Consider the following 17,708-nt stretch of genomic DNA (forward strand, 5'->3'; position numbering starts at 1 on the left):
ACTCACTACTAAGATTACAAAATGCTCAACGGACATGGCAATTCACACTTTAATATAAAGGAGCTAATTCAGAAAGACTTTAGTTCCAATATTTGGTATAGAGGTTTAAATACTAATTTATCAGTTTACCTTGAAAGTACAATACATAATGTAGTTAACTACCCTGTTGTTGATGCTATTAATTTGCAGCAAATTGTCGCCAATTCATATGGATTAACTCATAATTCAGTTTGTATCACTAACGGTGCAACTGAAGCATTTTATTTGATTGCACATGCTTTTAGTTGTAAGAAGTCGTTAATTGTTATTCCTTCGTTTTCAGAGTATAATGATGCACCTCTATTATATAAACATTCAATTGAAACAATTAGAAGTGCAGATTTAGATAAGGTAAAAGATTCTGATGCAAATTTGGTTTGGATTGGTAATCCTAATAACCCGGATGGTAAAGTACTGCAAATACATACCATTGAAGAATTACTAAAGGAAAATAAGGAAAAGGTTTTTGTTATTGATGAAGCTTATGCTGAGGTGTGTAATAATTTTAATTCTGCAATTAGTTTAATTTCTCAATATGATAATGTATTTATAGTAAAATCAATGACTAAGCAATGTGTTATTCCTGGTTTACGATTGGGCTATTTTATTGCAAATGAAGCTCTCAGAGATAAGGTTGCCGCTTATAGAATGCCATGGAGTGTTAATAGTATAGCGCTTGATGCAGGTAGTTATATTTTTAATCATCTCGATGACTTTACAATTGATACTAAAGAACTAAAAAAAGAATCACTTCAATTTCAAAACACAGTTAACGCAATTGATGGCATAGAAGTAATTCCATCGGAAACCAATTACTTTTTATGTAAGCTGATCAATCATAAGGCTGCTGATTTGCAGAGTTACTTAATCGGTAATTACGGATTTTTAATACGCGAAGCTTCAAATTTCGAAGGTCTTGATGCGTCTTATTTCAGATTGGCAATTCAAGGAGAAGATTATAATACACAATGCGCTAATGCCATTAAAGAATTTGTAAGCAAATGATGTCGACAGAATATATACCTTTACTAGCCTTATTAATAGGTTTTATGCTAGATGCTATTATTGGAGATCCCTATTCATGGCCTCATCCTATAAAACTATTTGGAAACTGTATTGCTTTCGGTGAGAAGAAGCTCAATACTAAAAAGAATAGATTTGCCAAGGGAGCAGTATTGACAAGTTTATTAATTGGATTGAGTTATGGAGCTTTTTATTTGATAGCAGAGTTTTCGGCACAGCATGCAATAGCTAGTCTTGTAATAGTATCGGTGTTTGTTTTTTATGGCTTAGCTAATCATACTTTAATAAAGGAAGGTTTAAAAGTAAACTCTGTGTTGGAGTTGGAAGGTTTAGAAGCGGGTAGAAAGCAGCTAAGCTATATAGTAGGAAGAGATACTAGCCAATTAAATGCTCAAGAAATTCGCACTGCTGTTCTTGAAACTTTAGCCGAAAACCTTAGCGATGGAGTAATAGCACCAATGTTTTATTATGCGATTGGCGGTATACCGGCAATGTTTGCTTATAAGATGATTAATACGCTTGACTCTATGATTGGGTATAAAAGTGAGCGCTATTTTTATTTTGGAAAGTTTGCTGCCATAGTTGATGATGTTGCTAACTATATACCAGCACGTTTGACAGCATTATTAATGGTGCTTGTATCTTTTAGTTACAGAGGTTTTAGCTTCATATTTAAGTTTGGACATAAGCATGCAAGTCCCAATGCCGGCTATCCTGAATCAGCTTTAGCAGGTATTTTAAATTGTAGATTTGGAGGCCCGAATGTATATCATGGAAAGTTGGTAGATAAGCCTTATATAGGTGAAAATGAAAGGGAAATAACTTTTCAGGATATTAAAAAAGCAGCTGTGATTAATGCAGCTACTTCTTTTGTAATGTTGATATTGTGCTCTATTTATTTGATGTACTAATTGGTTATAATAAAAAAGAAGGAAATTAGTTTTCCTTCTTCTCAAGGTATTTTATTCAAGATTAATTTTTAAACTCTTGAATCATTTCATCAATTGATTTGTGTTTACGTTGTGTTACTTTCTGATAGTCGGAAATGCCATCAAATTTTCCTGTTCTAATCCCTTCATAAATTCCGCCAATTACTGTGCCCATAAATTCGCCCAAGGCTTCTTTGCGATTATTAACATAGTCCGTAACCGAAATGCTTTTGTATACCAAGTTAGTATCAAAGTTCTTATTAATGGCACTGGCTAGTTCTTGTTGTGTAATAGGTTCTCCAAATAAACTATAAGTTCCACCAATTAGGCTATCGTTAATTAGCATTTTAAAATAAGCAAAAGCCAATTCTTGGCGCGAAGTGTAACCACACCGTCCATCACCAGAACAGTTGATTATACCGCCTTCTTTGGTATAAGTATCTATATATTGTAAATCAGGCTCAATATATATACCGTTTCTCCCAATAGCCCATTGTAAGCCCGAGTTTCGTATATCCTCTTCTGTTTGGCGGTTACTTGCCACAATGGGACTAAAAGCATTACCTTCCTCGGCACCGAATATACTAGTATAAACTATTTTTTTTACACCATTGCTTTTGGCTGCTTCTATTACATTACGATGTTGTTGAATACGTTTATCTGGATGATCCATACCTGATACCAGAAGCACAGCATCAATACCTTTTAATGCTTCTGTAAAATCTTCCTTATTGTTATAATCTCCTTTTCTGATTTCAACGCCAAGTGATTTCGCTTTTTCAGGGGTGCGTGCTATACCAACTATATTTTCTGCACCTATTTCGCTTATTAGGTGTTTTATAATGGTACTTCCTAAATTTCCGCTTGCTGTTGTTACTGCAATTTTTTGTGTAGTCATTTTATTTCAATTTTAAGGAGTTTTTATATTGCTTGATAATCTGTTTCCTATAATTCCAAAGGTGAATTATAAACCCTATAGTTAGTAAGATACTAAATTTATTATTAGGTATGGAATATGCATTTTTCGTGTGGATAGCCCACCAACAAAATGTTGAACTAGTGATGTGGTGGTGTAAATACCTTTTACATTTGCGTAATGTGGTATTATCAATAAAAAAGTAGCGATGTGTAATAGGAGATGGGCTGTATGGGTGGCTAAAACTACCTTTACCGACATGTTTTAGTACTAAATTTCAGACAAAATGGTATTTACAAAATGTTTTTTCGATTTTTTCGGCGAATATGAACCATCTAGATTTATGGGATACCATTTTCGCCTCATGGTTGAGCCTTCCCGTTTATGTTGTTGGTATTTTGGGCATCGAGGCATACCATCAACATTTCGGAGGAGGTACTTTTCGCCAGTGGTTCAAGGTATCAACATTTGTGTGATGCATATTTTGAGAGGTGAACCATTGTTTCGCGCTTGCGTAGTTGGTTGTTTCTTGGGCTTGTTTGAGAGGCAGTGAAATGTACAAGGGAGTTTATTATTGATGCATACTGCGAACCCAGTTGGCTTAGGGATAGGAGCGGCATCCTTTGTGAGCCCTTTTTGGCGAAGCAAAGATACAGCGGATTGCCCGACCCGCAGGGGAAGCCCCAAATATTTAGGGTTGTGGCAAAATTAAAAGGTTTGTGTTTAATAAGAAGTCCTAATCCGCAATTGCAGATTAGGACTTGGGTATATTTTATATCTGTTACGCGTGAAGTAGAAATAGCGCAGGTCGTTTGTGTAGTTCTGGTATTTCTTTTTTCCACTGGTTAGCAGTTTTTGTTTTAATGTATTCTGTTTCTAAAGTAATATCGCAGGCTATGCAAATGCGGGTATTGCCTTTGCAGGTAGCCAAAATATCTTTAAGCAATTGGTTGTTACGGAAAGGTGCTTCGATAAATAACTGTGTTTGGTTTTCGGAGAGAGAACGGCCTTCGAGCTGTTTGATTTTTTTAGTACGTTCATCGGTTTTAATGGGAATGTATCCGTTAAAGGCAAAGCTTTGTCCGTTCATACCCGAAGCCATTAGGGCAAGCAGGATAGATGATGGTCCAACCAAAGGAACTACTTTAATGCCCAAGAAGTGAGCTGTAGCAACTATATCGGCACCCGGATCGGCAACGCCAGGGCAGCCTGCTTCTGATATAACACCCATATCGTTTCCGGCTTTTGCAGCATTCAGAAAACTACTTTTTTCTTTATCGGTGGTGCGCTTATTTAATACGTAAAAGGTAAGCTCATCAATATTTATTGACCTATCAAGTTTTTTTAAATACCTACGCGTGGTTCTAACATCCTCAACAATAAAATGCTTTATTTCTTTTACCATACCAATGATGTCATTCGGAATTACACGCTCTATAGTACTATCACCTAAAGTTGTAGGAATTAAATATAATTGACCTGCCATATTAATTTTGTTTTGTATACTGTTTATTGTGGAGGCGCAAAAGTACAAAAAGCTTTGTTTATTTAGGGTTACAGAGCTTAATAAATGAAAAAATACGAGGTTATAAAGTGAAAAAATGTAATTTAGCACAGCAAATGCATGCATTGTATTTAAATGAATACTGCGAGTAAGCAAATCCTAATTTAGCATATATCGAATTTTGTTATTTCAAATTTATCAGATTCTATGAATATTAAATCTCTTATTATAACCACATTTTTATTTTTCTGTATCATTGGTAGTGCACAGTCTTATGATCTCAGGTATCAGCTTGAGCTTGGAAAGACCTATAAATTCTATCAGGCTACGGAATTAAATATTACGCAAACTATTGGTCCGATGGATCAAGAGGTGGATAATTCATTTAGAGGTATTACACGATTTACACCTACAAAAATTGAGGGAGAGAATATTACTCTGAAAGTTGCTTTTGAAACTTTATCGGTTCAAATTAAAAGTATGTTTTTTAATGTGTTATACGATTCGAGTTTACCAGTTGAGAAAACAGATAACATTGGTTTGATGTACGATGGTATTGTGAATAAGGATTTTACCATGGTAATTACACCAAAAGGTAAAGTGGTTTCGGTTGATGGAATGGATCAGATTATTGAGGATGCTGCCGAAGCTTTAATTTATGCTTCAACACGATCATTGGAGCGTATTAAAGGTACTATGAATTCGCATTTTGGAGAAGAATCGTTGAAGGGTAATATGGAAATGATTTTGTCTATTTATCCTGATGAAAAGCAGAAGGTTGGAGACAAATGGACTACGGAAACGCGTTTAACATCGGCACTGCAAGCTGATTTAATGAGTAATTGGACATTAGAATCGGCCGATAATAATAATTGGATTATTTCTAGCGTGGGAAAAGTGTCGGCAGATGCTCAGGAGGCCAATATGGATGGCATGTTGATGCGTTTTAATTTAAACGGAAATAACCATTCAAAATTTACAGTTAACCAGAACGATGGTTGGTTTGAAAAGGGGTGGCAGAAACAAAGCATATCGGGCTTTATTGAAATGTTGGGTAAAAAGGAAGGTGAGGAAGATATGCAAATACCGGTTTCAGTAACCTCAAGTACTACTTTAGAAAGAAGATAGGTTTTTAAGTATAATAGATTAAGATATATAGCATAACACGGGCTTAACTTTTAAAGTTAAGCCCGTGTTGTTTTTATGAGATGATGTTTTTGGTATTATAGTTTAATAACCTTTTCTACGCTTAAGTTATCATCAGCCTTTATGCGTAATACATACATGCCGCTTGCCAAGTCATTAGCATCAACAGTAGAACGGTGTACATTAGATGATTTAATTCGTTTAATGATTTGTCCTGTTTGGTTTAGTATTTCTATCTCAAGATTATCGATTGAAGTATCGAAAGTAATATTAAAACTATTTTTTATTGGGTTTGGGTAAACGGTGCAAATGTTATCAAATATCTGATTAATTGCAGTAGCTTCATCAAGAGTAGCATCGTTATAGGTTGAGCTGTATCCGGGGAACACCACATCGGCAGTATTACCAACCATATCTTCTCCGAACCAAAGAATACGGTGAGGATGTCCATCACCTCTGTCGTGATCAAACCAGGCCGGTTTTACGTCTTTGAATTCTCTAATCCAATCGGCACCTTGGCCTACTAGTTCATCAATAATATCCTGCACAGGCTTTCCGTCAATGCTTCCGCTTAATTGCTTTTCAGGGTTAACATTAACATCGAATAATTTCCACTGACCATTGCCTCCTTTGCGAGTGATGCGGTAAGGATAAGAGATTATAGCTGCGTTGTGGAATCCGTTTTGCGGACGAAGTACATGAATTGTTTGGTTGGGCCTTACTTCTTCACCAGCCAACATTTTATCCATAAAGTCTAATCCATCAATGGTTTTAGTAATTGGGATTGTTCCTCCTGCTAAGTTTACAAAAGTAGGATACAAATCGAGTGCGCTAATTTGGTATGGATAAGTACTTGGTGTTGCAATTTGATTAGGCCAATGTATAAAGAAAGGAACTCTATGTCCTCCTTCATCTACACTACCTTTTAATGAGTTGAGCGGATAATTTACAGCTCCCTTACTAAAGGTATACCCTCCGTTATCGCTAAAGAATACAATAAGGGTGTTATCCATAATATTCATGTCCTTTAACTTTTGAGTCAGTCTACCTACGTTTTTATCTAAATTAGCAACCATTGTGGCGTACACAATACGTGCATCAACCATTTTTTCAAATAGTCGTTCTTCGGCTAAAATGCGTTCTGCATTTTTTTCTTCTTCCGTAAGGTCGTTCCAAACACGGCCATCGTCTTGAACATAACTTTGGGCTTCCTTATCAACATTATTGCTTTTTGAAACCGGGTCCGAAGTGCGAATGTAACCACCATCAATTCTAATGTTTTGTTCAAAAGCAGGGTTGTCAATTAAGAATTGATCAATTTCATTTTGCGGAGCTTGCAGAGGAGTATGTGGTGCATTGTATGCAAGGTACATTAGTAAAGGATTATCAGCATCACCGCCTTTTCTATTAATAAAGTCGATGGCTTGGTCGGTCAGAATATCGGTTAAATATTCATCAGAGCCAAATTCCTTTCTATCCACATAATCTCGGTTTCTTTGCAAAGGATCAAGATACTCGTTTGTATTAGGATTATCCTTAGGAGCATTATAATCTGCATGATCCTCTGGATTTTTGTACCATACATTATCGTATTCGCTTCTGAAGTAGTTTTTTCCTCCTCCTAAAAAGCCAAAGAATTCATCAAACCCTCTATCCATAGGTTGGTATTTTCCTTCGGTAAAGCCTAAATGCCATTTACCAAGTGCCATTGAATGATATCCGGTTTGGTCAACAACCTTTGACCAATAAATTTCATTTTCAGGAATCCCTAAAGTAGTGGTGATATCATTGGGTAGGTTATATTGAGCACCAATTCGATGTGGGTAAATACCTGTCATAATAGCTGCTCTACTTGGACCACAGAATGGGTGAGCCACGTGTGCACTTGAGCAAATAATACCATTAGTGGCTAGGGCATCTAGTTGCGGAGTTGGTATTATGCCTCTATCTGCAGGATAATTCTGGTCGCGATTAAATCCTACGTCACCGTATCCAAGGTCATCTGCTAATATTACAATGATATTAGGTCGTGTTCCTTGGGTTTGCGAATAGACGGTAAAAGTGATGCCAAGTAAAAAGAGGAGAATAGATGTAAATTTTAAGTTCATAGTTGTTGCTTTGTGTAAATAATTATTAAGATCTGTTAATTATGTTGCAATATTAATAGATTCTTAGCTCGAACTATTCCTGAAATTTACCTCAAAATGGTACTATTTTACCTTCCTGAAAAATGGCTTGTGATATTAAAAATGTAAGTGGCTATAATTATTTATCACACCTGTTGTTGTCCTATGGCTTTTAAGTTATCATCAATTTTTTCTATTGTTTCCATCTGTGATAAACACGAAGTTAAATTGGGATTTTGTAAGGCCCATAGGTACGACTTTGCAAACTTAGATAAATTCTCATCAGGAATAATTGAATTCAATTTATCTACAATCCAATCAGGTTTATTATCCATAACGTAAAGCCTTGAAACCTTCATTGCAATTAATCCCATACCAGATTGCTTGGCTCTATACATAGCTGCGTCAACAGCTGCATGATTGGCGATATTGTATGCGAGCATGGCCACATCGTAGTAAGCCAAATCTGTGGCTGCCTCTAAATTGCCATTTACATCATTATGAAAAGATAGTGCTGAAGCACGGATTAATCCTTTTTGTTTAAACTCTGAAAATAACTCTTGAAGGATATCATCTTTTAAATCAGGTTCTGAAGAACCGTGTGGACAAAATAAAACATCAACATAATCAACCTGCATCCGTTTTAGCGAATCTTCAAGTAATTTATAAGTATGCTTTTTAATCTCTTGTTTCCACTCTTTCTTCATGCCATATTTTTGCAAAACAACATGCCATAGGTACGATTTTTTCAGTTGGTTCTCTTGTCCATTGAAATAGTTGAAATGATAACCAGGTCTTAAAACCATTCTGTTGGCCAAAAGAGCATCGGCTTCTGCACGTAAATTCTCTTGTTCGCTCGTTGAAAGGTTATCAAATATCTTCTTCATATACTTACCTTTTCCATAACCGCTAAGCTTTGTGGTAAGAAAAACCTTTTCACGGTTCCCTCTCAGTTTAAAATACTTTCCAATATTTTCTTCCACCTTACCTTGTCCGTATGCAAAAGCACAGTCGAAATAATTAATGCCACGTTCAATACTAGCATCAAGAACTGGGTAACAATCTTCGGTTTGGTAAGGAAATGTGCCCATCCCAAGCTCTGAAACCATCATTCCAGTTCTTCCTAGCATTCGATACTGCATGCCCTCCTTTCTATTTCGCCAAATTGGTTCAATATCTTTATTTTCTGAGATAATTTTCGTGTTTTGATCACAAGCACTTATTAATGATGGTGCTGAGATTAGGCCTAATGATGATGCAACAGATTTTTGAATAAATTTTCTGCGAGAGTCTTTCTGCTTATTCATAATATTAGTTATAAGTTTCAGTACACCAATATATTGAATTTTGAATCGAATAGAAATGCAAAAAGGTTAATGTGATGTTAATGCTCCTAAAGAATAGTAGGTTAAATTAAAACGAAAGAAGCCATGTATTTTATCCTGTGTGAATAAAATACATGGCTCGTGTAATTATAAAAGAATAAGATATTATAAATTAACTCTTAAAAAGAACTTCGTTACCATCAACTCGGGTTACCCATTTTTTCATTTTCTTTTGAATTACTCTAAAGTGATGTTCCTCATCAGGAGTAATTAACGAAAGAGCTTCGCCCGGATTTTCTGCTCGTCCTGTTCTACCTATTCTGTGTACAAAATCTTTTGGGGAACGAGGTAGCTCATAGTTGATAACATAGGGTAAGAATTCAATATCAATACCACGTGCTAATAAATCGGTAGAAACTAATACTCTGAGGTGTTTGTATTTAAACTTGGTAAGCAAGTCCATTCTGGCGCCTTGACTTTTCTTACTGTGTATTGGTCGGGCATCAATACCATTTGCTCTTAGTTTATTGGCCACCCAATCAGCACGTTTTGCCGAAGCGGTAAATACCAATACCTGATGCATATCTTTACTTTCGATAAGGTGACGCAATAATGGTCCCTTGTTTTCATCATCAACATAATAGGCTAGTTGCTGAATTAAATCTAAAGGATCTTTATCTTCATCAATCTTAATTATTTGTGGATTGTGAAGTAGCAATTTCTCTACCTTTTGTACTTCGGGACTTAAGGTTGCAGAGAATAATAAGTTCTGACGTTTCTTTGGAAGTCTGCTAAAAATTTGATCCATTTCATCCTTAAATCCAAGATTCAACATCTTATCAGCTTCATCAAGAACTAAGGTTTCAATTTCGGATATATTAATGGCATTAGCTTCTTCAAGTTCAATTAATCTACCTGGCGTAGCAATAACAATTTCAGCTCCTTGTAATGCTTGCATTTGAGGATTTATAGCAACACCACCGAAAACAGCCACTGTTTTAATTCTTTTTTCAAGGTCGATACTAAATGATTTGAAAACGGCTTCAACCTGAACAGCTAATTCGCGAGTCGGCACCAAAACTAAAGCTTTTGCATGTCGGTTTTTAGCTTCTTTGCTATCCTGTAAATTACTCAATATAGGTAAAACATAACTGGCAGTTTTTCCCGATCCTGTTTTGGCTATACCTAGTAAATCCTGCTTTTTTAGCACCACAGGTATGGCTTCCTTTTGAATAGGGTAAGCTTCGCTAAAATTTAGTTTACTTAATATGTTTAATATTGATTGGGGTAATCCTAATTGGAGAAACGACATATATTCATTTTTTTATTGCACCGCAAAGGTAGTTTAAATAGTTCAGCTTACGAATGCACCTGCTTAAATAAAGAGTGATCGTGTTTTTTAGGTAAATATTAATATTTACTAGTAAAAAGATACGTAAATTGAAGGGAGAGGTATTGAAGTTGTTTCAAGTTGTATTGAAAATCTGTGAGTAACATTTTGATTACATTGACTTCTGCTAATTTTTATTCCGTAGCTATGGCTATGCAATTAAAAATTGAGATTTGTCACTGAAAATCAAACTATCACTCTCGAAATTTCCCTACAACATTAAACAACATCATTGTTAAATTTAAAAACTACTATTATGAAAAAAGGTGAAATTGCAGGAAAAGTTCCTCAGATGGTTGATTTAAAAGATGCTGTAACTTATGCTTGGTGTGCTTGTGGTAAATCGGCCAATCAGCCCTATTGTGATGGTTCTCATCAAGGCACTGATTTTGAGCCAAAAATATTTACTGTTGATAAGCCTATTAAGGCGGCATTGTGTATGTGTAAACAAACCAATAATCCACCGTACTGTGATGGTTCGCACAATAAACTGTAAACCATAATTTGTAATATCTTTTTTATTATTTCTTGAAGCAGCATGTTAGCTTGTAGTATTTAATCTATAAGCACCTTAATACTGGTATCGTATTTGAATACTAATTTTTTTATCAATTAAAAGAAGAATGAGTAGGAAAAATATTATTATCATTTTATTAGTGTGTGCATCCATTCAGGTTCATGCTCAATTATCCGTAATGTCGTTTAATATAAAGTTTGATACGGCTAATGATGGAGATAATTCGTGGGATTTTAGAAAGTCTGAAGTGGTTGATTTACTATCGTTTTATCATCCTGATTTTTTTGGTCTTCAGGAAGCTGTTAACAATCAAGTTGATTTTATAAATCATCAACTAGAAACTTATAATTATATTGGAATTGGCCGAGAAGGAGCAGAAAGTGTTAGTGAAGGTGTACAAATATTTTATGATACGATAAAATACAAGTTAATTGATACAAACACGTTTTGGCTTTCAGAAACACCCAACGAGCTTTCAAAAGGATGGGATGCTAGTTATTATCGTATTGCCACTTATGGGTCTTTTGCAGATAGAAGGAGTGGGGATACATTACATATTTTAAATTGCCATTTGGATAATGATGGAAAGGTAGCTCGAAAAGAAGCGGTAAAGCTTATCGTTAAAACTTTAGATAATTATCAAATAGAGAATCAAAAAGTCATAATAATGGGTGACTTTAATTGTACCGAAGATGATAAGCCTTACTCTATAATTAATAAAAAGTTTGATGATGCTATGAAATTATCAGTCAGAAAACCATACGGCCCCATAGGAACATGGAATGCATACGATACGGAAAGTATTGTAAACAGGCGAATTGATTATATATTTTGTAAGGGCTTTAAAGTTAATACTTACCGCCATATTGATGATAGAAGAGCTAATAATTTATATCCATCAGATCATTTACCTGTGCTCGCTGAACTAGAATAAAATATAAAAAGGGAATATTAGCAATGGCCTGTATTCCCTTATTTTAGAAGTTTATCGATGTTTTACTCTAATTAGTTTATTAGTATCGTATCCGCGTAATTTAAGTTTATTTATAAGCATTTTATATGTATCCTCGTTCATATTTGGGGTTCGAGATAAAATCCATAAATACTTATCAGAACTACTTCCTATAAGCGCCCATTGGTATTCATCATCAAGATCAAGAACAAAGTAATCTCCATAAAAAAACCAGAAAAAGGATACTTTTAGTTTGGCTGGTTCTGCTTTGTTTGGAATATAAGCTTTTCCCTCTGCAGAGCTATATTTGCCATCAAGTCCATTTTTATAGCCTGCATTTAAAACCTTTATTTTTCCGTCATCACGCATACTGTAGGTAGCAGTAACGCCCTCCATTCCTCTCTCAAAACTATGGTCGAAACGCGATATCTCGTACCATTTGCCTAAATATTTATCAATATCTAACTTTTTAACCACGCTTTTATCAATCATAGTATTCTGACTCTTACAAGAATTATTAGTGAGTAATAAAAAGCTTAAAATAATAATAGATAATCGCATGGCTTTTGTTTTAAAACTAAACTAGAGTTAATTATTATGATTGAACTGTTCTAAGTTTAGTCCAACTGTAATATGAAATTAATAATAGTACAGTCCCTAGCATGGCAGGAGTTGATTCACCGTCGCCAATCATGATGTGCGCAAAAAATGCAAGTAATAAATCAAAGAAGAATCCAGCGTAAGCCCACTCTTTTAGTGATTGTGAAATATTTGACCATATAGCAATAATACCAAGTATTTTGGCAATGGCTAATGGGTAAATAATGTAACTAGGGTACCCTAAAGCTTCGAAGGTTTCTCTTACCATTTGGTTATTAAAAAAATACATACCAGCCGACATAAGCATTAGAGCACTAATTAATCCGGTACTTATTAAATAAGCAATTTTTACTTTTTTCATTGTATTCTACTTTTGAGGTTTATAAAATTTTAAAGGACTCAGATATTGAAACTATGTGGTGCGAAAATAAATTCACTTGTTAGCTTAATGAGTCCAAAACTATGAATAATTATAGTTAGTATAACATGTTTTCTTTGTCCTAAACATGCGATGGTATTTAAATGTTTAAAGTTTGATGATTATAATATTAATTGCCCTTATATGGTACAAGGTTCTAATAAAAATAGGTTCCGAAACCTAATAAAAAGGTTCCGAACTATAACTCAGAACGATTAAAAGTCTTTATACGTCTACTTTTGCATCATACTTTAAAAATATACTAATGCGAAATCAAAGAATTCTAATCGTCTTTATTTTTTTATCTCTTTTATCAAGAGTTGAAGCACAACAATTATTTCAAAACATAAAAGGAACTGTGCTCGATGCCGACTCTCATCAGCCATTGCCAGGAGTTAATGTTTATATTCTGGATTCAAATCCAACTTTAGGAACAATCACTTCACCTGAAGGTGATTTCTCACTTAATAATGTGCCCATTGGGAGACATAACATACAAATTAGTTTTTTAGGCTACGAGGCTGCTATAATTAGGGAGGTTGTAGTTGGCTCCGCTAAAGAAGTTGTACTAAATATAAAACTGAAAGAACAGTTTAATGCCTTGAATGAAATAGTTGTAAAACCAGAAGAGCGGAAGGATAAACCTCAAAATTCTATGGCTACTTTATCGGCGCGTTCTTTTTCAGTAGAAGAAGCTATGCGTTATGCAGGCGGTTGGAACGATCCGGCACGCTTGGCTAGTTCATTTGCAGGAGTTTCAATGGCAGAGGGGGTAAATGATAATGCCATTGTTATTAGAGGTAATGCTCCAAAAGGTATTTTATGGCGACTTGAGGGAGTTGAAATTCCAGCGCCGAACCATTTGAATGGTGTAAATAATGGAGGCGGTATTGAAACGGTTTTTAGTGTTAATATGTTGGCCAATTCTGATTTCTTTACGGGAGCATTTCCTGCAGAATATGGTAATGCAATGTCTGGTGCTTTCGATATGAAATTCAGAACTGGGAATAATCAAGAGCGTGAGTCAACGTTCCAAGTTGGCTCACAGGGAATAGATATCAGTTCAGAAGGACCATTAAAAAAAGGTAGCGAAGCATCTTATTTATTTAACTATCGATATTCTACAATGGGCTTAATAGGTAATATAATGGATGGTAACTTCGGATTACCAACATATCAAGATTTAAGCTTTAAGGTGCATTTACCTACAAGTCAGGCTGGGGAATTCTCACTATGGGGTATAGGTGGTTTAAGTTCTGTTGCATTTGATCCGGATAGTGATCCTATGGAGTGGAAAAATACCTTTGATAATAATAAGTACGATACCGGTTCTGATATTGCTGCAACAGGGATGAATCATAAAATTAATATAGGTTCAAAAAGCTATGTTAATACATCACTTGCTTTAACCTATGATCGATTCACAATGGTGAGTGATCAAATAAGTGCAGATCAAAGTTCAGTTGCTCTAGCCAATCATTACGAGGACAATACTAAGTTGATCATTTCATCATATATAAATCATAAATTCAACAATAAACATAGTAATCGAACGGGAATTAATCACACAACGCAATGGTATGATATTGATGTACAAGGTAACCCTAATCCTGAAGAGCAACCTGGATTAATTGAAATTGCAGATCAGAATGGAACCGCAGATTACATGCAGTTGTATTCTCAATCGAAATTTAGAATTAAACCAACATGGGACGTAAATGTTGGAATACATACTAGTTATTATGGTGTAAATAATGAATTGGTCTTTGAGCCACGTTTAGGCAGTACTTGGCGATTTATTCCAATGCACTCCTTTAGCTTGGCGTACGGAAAACACAGTAAATTGGAGCCTTTGCGGTTTTATGAAGCAAGCGGATCAAATGGTGACTTATTAAACCCCGATTTAGCCGTTACTAAAGCGCATCATTTTGTATTCTCGTATGACTATCGAATAAATAGCAATCTAAAATTAAAGGTCGAACCCTATTATCAGCACCTGTATGATGTGCCTGTAGTAGAGGGGAGCACAATATCATTAATTAATTACGAGTGGGATATGTACTTTAGCGATCCTCTGAATAATTCAGGTACAGGTTCTAATGTTGGTGTTGATATTACGCTTGAGCGATATATGAAAGAAGGTTTATACTATATGCTTACGGGTTCTATTTTTGATTCTAAATATATTGGAGGTGATGGAGTTGAATATAATACATCATTCAACCGAAATTTTGTATTCAATTTATTAGGTGGTAAAGAGTGGGCAGTAAAAGGAAATAATACCATCGGGTTAAACGGAAAGCTGACTTATATGGGAGGTAATAGGTTTACTCCTCCTGATCAGGAGGCTTCGCACCAAGCACAAATGGTTGTTTTAGATGAATCAAAGGCATTTGAGTGGCAAGAAGAGAATAAGTTGTTTCTTGATATAGGTATCAATTATCGAATAAATAAATCTAAAGTAGCTCATGTGATAACTATTCAAGCTAAAAATGTACTGATGCAAAGTGAAATGTTTGGTTGGGCTTACGATTTTGAGCAACAGAAAGTGGTTGAACATGGTTTAACCATGATGTATCCATATTTAACGTATAGGTTAGAGTTTTAAATTTGCTAGAATGTTCTCCATGGAATGGTAAATACGAACTTAGATCCAACCCCCAGTTTTGATTCAACTTCGATTTTACCTGCAAGCATGTGAACATAGGAATGAACTATTGCCAAACCTAAGCCTGACCCTTGAACCAGCCTAGAATTATTTCCATTAACTTGGGTAAAACGCTCAAATATATTCGATAATCTATCTTCGGGTATACCAATTCCAGTATCCTTTACCCAAGCTAACAATTGATTTTCGTCCTTACAAAGGTGTATTTCTATTTCACCTTGGTTTGAATAATTAATAGCATTTTTAATTAGGTTTGATAAAATTGAGATAAATTTAGTTAAATCAGTAATAATTAAAGGATCAGAACAATTGTAATCTAGTACAAGTTTTATATTTTTCTTTTCAGCCAAGGGCTTAAAGAAATTATATAAGCTATTCATTTCTTCTTTAAGATTTATTTCACTCATACTAAGGGAAACTTGTCCTGCATGAATTTTTGAAATATCAATAATATCATTTATTGTATTTAGCATGCGGTTTCCACTTTCCTGAATGATATCTATAAATTGAATTCTTTCACTTTCACTAATATCAGAACTTTTTAGAATTTCAGAAAATCCGAGAATTCCGTTCATTGGTGTTCTTATCTCATGACTCATATTTGCCAAGAAAGCACTTTTTAAACAATCACTTTCCTCGGCTCTTTCTTTTGCTATTCTAAGTTCCTTTTCTTTATTAAATTGTTCGGTCATATTATGAATAATACCCTGTGTTGCACTTCCATCTTCGTGCGGAATGTAACTTACCGAAATTGTAAGGTTTAATTTCTTATGGTCACTAGTAATTCCATTAATATTATATTGTAAGGATAAAGGTTCTTTTCGTTCTATTTTTTCAAGTCTATCGTTAATAATTTGCATACTATCAGGAGCAGTAATATCCTCTATCTTAATTTCACCATTTATAAATTGCTCTTTAGTATATCCAAAAAGTTCAGCAAATTTGTTATTCACCATTAAAAACTTCCCCTTGTATTGTACAAAAATGGCATCGTAAGAATTTTCAACTAATTCTCGATATTTTGATTCTGAATCGCGTATTTCCTGAGTTTTAATAAACACAAGTCTTTTCATGCTACTCAGCCAATACCAAGTTCCAATATAGCTTACAATAATAATTACAATAATGATAAGTATAATATACCTCAATTTACTTGAAAATTTTACACGAGTTAGATTGGCCCATTTAGAATAGATTTTCTGTGTTTCTTTATCAGAAATAGAATTAGTAACCTTACTCAAAATCTGAAATAACTGCGGGTTTTTATTAGATACAGCAATACATAGTTTGTTGGTATATCCAATTTCTTCACAAATTCTAAGATTAGTTAGCCCCTTCTCACTTATGATATAGGATGCTGAAAGTTGATTAATCACCATCGCATCTATTTCGCCATTAATAAGTCTTTTTATACCATCGTAGTCTGTGATGACTTCTTGAATTATGAGGTCTTTGTGTTTTTTGCGAAGAAATTCTGTTACTGCATAATTCTTTACAGTGGATACTCTTTTTCCATGTAAATCTTTTAAAGTGTAAATGTCAGAATTGTTATTTGTTAAAATAACGTTTGGCATTCGTATAAAAGGTTCTGTAAATAATAAATATTTTTCGCGCTGTGGGGTTTTAGCTATTCCCGTTATTATAAAATCTTTATGATTTTTTGCATAACTAATTGTAGTATCCCAATCTTGCAATTTCTTTTTTGAAAATGTAATATTTATTTGTTCTGTAACAAGTTCTAGATAGTCAACACATATACCCACATGCTTTCCTTCTTCGTTATAGTAGCTATTTGGTGGAGCTTGGTAACCTGCCAGTATTTCAATATTTGTATTCCTCAGATAGTTGTATTCACTATTACTTAACTTAACTTTATTTTGGCCAGGTAGGTAGCTGAAAATAAATAAGCCAATTAGTATATTAAGTAATATAACTTTTATGAACATAGGGCTCTTACTAATTCGTAAACGGAATAGTTTATTATCAAAGATAAAAAAATGAATCAATTCCTTTATTATTTTGATAAAGTAATAATCAACAATCACATACATATTACATATTTATGAAGGAGATTATCAAATAGAAGGCTACATGCTCAATTAAACAAATCAAGTTAAGTAATAATGTTATATTTGCACACTTAACTCATCCAATT

Annotated in this window: 14 protein-coding genes; 6 read left to right on the plus strand and 8 right to left on the minus strand. The window is 34.4% G+C overall.

Features of this window, described 5'->3' with window-relative positions:
• Window positions 1-21 precede the first annotated feature (21 nt).
• Both QMO11_RS11280 and cbiB read left to right on the plus strand, forming a co-directional pair.
• Window positions 22-1,044, plus strand: coding sequence for a pyridoxal phosphate-dependent aminotransferase (locus QMO11_RS11280; RefSeq protein WP_282037390.1), 1,023 nt, complete (start codon window positions 22-24; stop codon window positions 1,042-1,044).
• Window positions 1,044-1,973, plus strand: a complete 930-nt coding sequence (gene cbiB / locus QMO11_RS11285) for an adenosylcobinamide-phosphate synthase CbiB (protein WP_282037391.1) — start codon at window positions 1,044-1,046, stop codon at window positions 1,971-1,973. Before QMO11_RS11280 ends, cbiB begins: the two co-directional genes overlap by 1 nt.
• A 61-nt stretch (window positions 1,974-2,034) precedes the next feature.
• On the opposite strand, the gene QMO11_RS11290 is transcribed toward cbiB, so the two are convergent.
• Window positions 2,035-2,889, minus strand: coding sequence for an SDR family oxidoreductase (locus QMO11_RS11290; RefSeq protein ID WP_282037392.1), 855 nt, complete (start codon window positions 2,887-2,889; stop codon window positions 2,035-2,037).
• A gap of 799 nt (window positions 2,890-3,688) precedes the next feature.
• Window positions 3,689-4,393 (minus strand): SAM-dependent methyltransferase, encoded by a 705-nt coding sequence (locus QMO11_RS11295; protein ID WP_282037393.1) that lies wholly within the window; start codon window positions 4,391-4,393, stop codon window positions 3,689-3,691.
• 225 nt (window positions 4,394-4,618) lie between these two features.
• On the opposite strand from QMO11_RS11295, the gene QMO11_RS11300 reads away from it, so the two are divergent.
• Window positions 4,619-5,539, plus strand: coding sequence for a DUF6263 family protein (locus QMO11_RS11300; protein ID WP_282037394.1), 921 nt, complete (start codon window positions 4,619-4,621; stop codon window positions 5,537-5,539).
• A gap of 95 nt (window positions 5,540-5,634) precedes the next feature.
• On the opposite strand, the gene QMO11_RS11305 is transcribed toward QMO11_RS11300, so the two are convergent.
• The 3 genes from QMO11_RS11305 to QMO11_RS11315 form a co-directional block, all read right to left on the minus strand.
• Complete coding sequence (locus QMO11_RS11305; protein ID WP_282037395.1) at window positions 5,635-7,665, minus strand: sulfatase-like hydrolase/transferase; 2,031 nt, start codon at window positions 7,663-7,665, stop codon at window positions 5,635-5,637.
• A 164-nt stretch (window positions 7,666-7,829) separates the two neighbouring features.
• Window positions 7,830-8,990 carry an aldo/keto reductase gene (locus QMO11_RS11310; RefSeq protein WP_282037396.1) on the minus strand — a complete coding sequence of 387 codons (1,161 nt, stop codon included), beginning with the start codon at window positions 8,988-8,990 and terminating at the stop codon, window positions 7,830-7,832.
• Between the two features lie 190 nt (window positions 8,991-9,180).
• Entirely contained in the window at window positions 9,181-10,320 is a 1,140-nt protein-coding gene (locus QMO11_RS11315) for a DEAD/DEAH box helicase (RefSeq protein ID WP_282037397.1), read from the minus strand.
• A gap of 334 nt (window positions 10,321-10,654) precedes the next feature.
• Between QMO11_RS11315 and QMO11_RS11320 the strand changes: the two genes are divergently transcribed.
• Entirely contained in the window at window positions 10,655-10,894 is a 240-nt protein-coding gene (locus QMO11_RS11320) for a CDGSH iron-sulfur domain-containing protein (RefSeq protein ID WP_068472398.1), read from the plus strand.
• A 127-nt stretch (window positions 10,895-11,021) separates the two neighbouring features.
• The gene (locus QMO11_RS11325) at window positions 11,022-11,849 is read left to right on the plus strand and encodes an endonuclease/exonuclease/phosphatase family protein (RefSeq protein WP_282037398.1); all 828 of its coding nucleotides are present in this window, start codon (window positions 11,022-11,024) and stop codon (window positions 11,847-11,849) included.
• A 51-nt stretch (window positions 11,850-11,900) separates the two neighbouring features.
• Here the strand turns inward: QMO11_RS11325 and QMO11_RS11330 are convergent, their stop codons facing one another.
• Together QMO11_RS11330 and QMO11_RS11335 are read right to left on the minus strand one after the other, a co-directional pair.
• Window positions 11,901-12,428: a lipocalin family protein gene (locus QMO11_RS11330; RefSeq protein ID WP_282037399.1), complete on the minus strand. Its 528-nt coding sequence runs from the start codon at window positions 12,426-12,428 to the stop codon at window positions 11,901-11,903.
• A 34-nt stretch (window positions 12,429-12,462) separates the two neighbouring features.
• Window positions 12,463-12,828, minus strand: a complete 366-nt coding sequence (locus QMO11_RS11335) for a DoxX family protein (RefSeq protein WP_282037400.1) — start codon at window positions 12,826-12,828, stop codon at window positions 12,463-12,465.
• A 322-nt stretch (window positions 12,829-13,150) separates the two neighbouring features.
• On the opposite strand from QMO11_RS11335, the gene QMO11_RS11340 reads away from it, so the two are divergent.
• The gene (locus QMO11_RS11340) at window positions 13,151-15,493 is read left to right on the plus strand and encodes a TonB-dependent receptor (protein WP_282037401.1); all 2,343 of its coding nucleotides are present in this window, start codon (window positions 13,151-13,153) and stop codon (window positions 15,491-15,493) included.
• Between the two features lie 5 nt (window positions 15,494-15,498).
• Here the strand turns inward: QMO11_RS11340 and QMO11_RS11345 are convergent, their stop codons facing one another.
• The gene (locus QMO11_RS11345) at window positions 15,499-17,499 is read right to left on the minus strand and encodes an ATP-binding protein (protein WP_282037402.1); all 2,001 of its coding nucleotides are present in this window, start codon (window positions 17,497-17,499) and stop codon (window positions 15,499-15,501) included.
• Window positions 17,500-17,708 lie beyond the last annotated feature (209 nt).

Source organism: Saccharicrinis aurantiacus (genome assembly GCF_947489045.1).
Taxonomy (GTDB): Bacteria; Bacteroidota; Bacteroidia; order Bacteroidales; family Marinilabiliaceae; genus Saccharicrinis; species Saccharicrinis aurantiacus.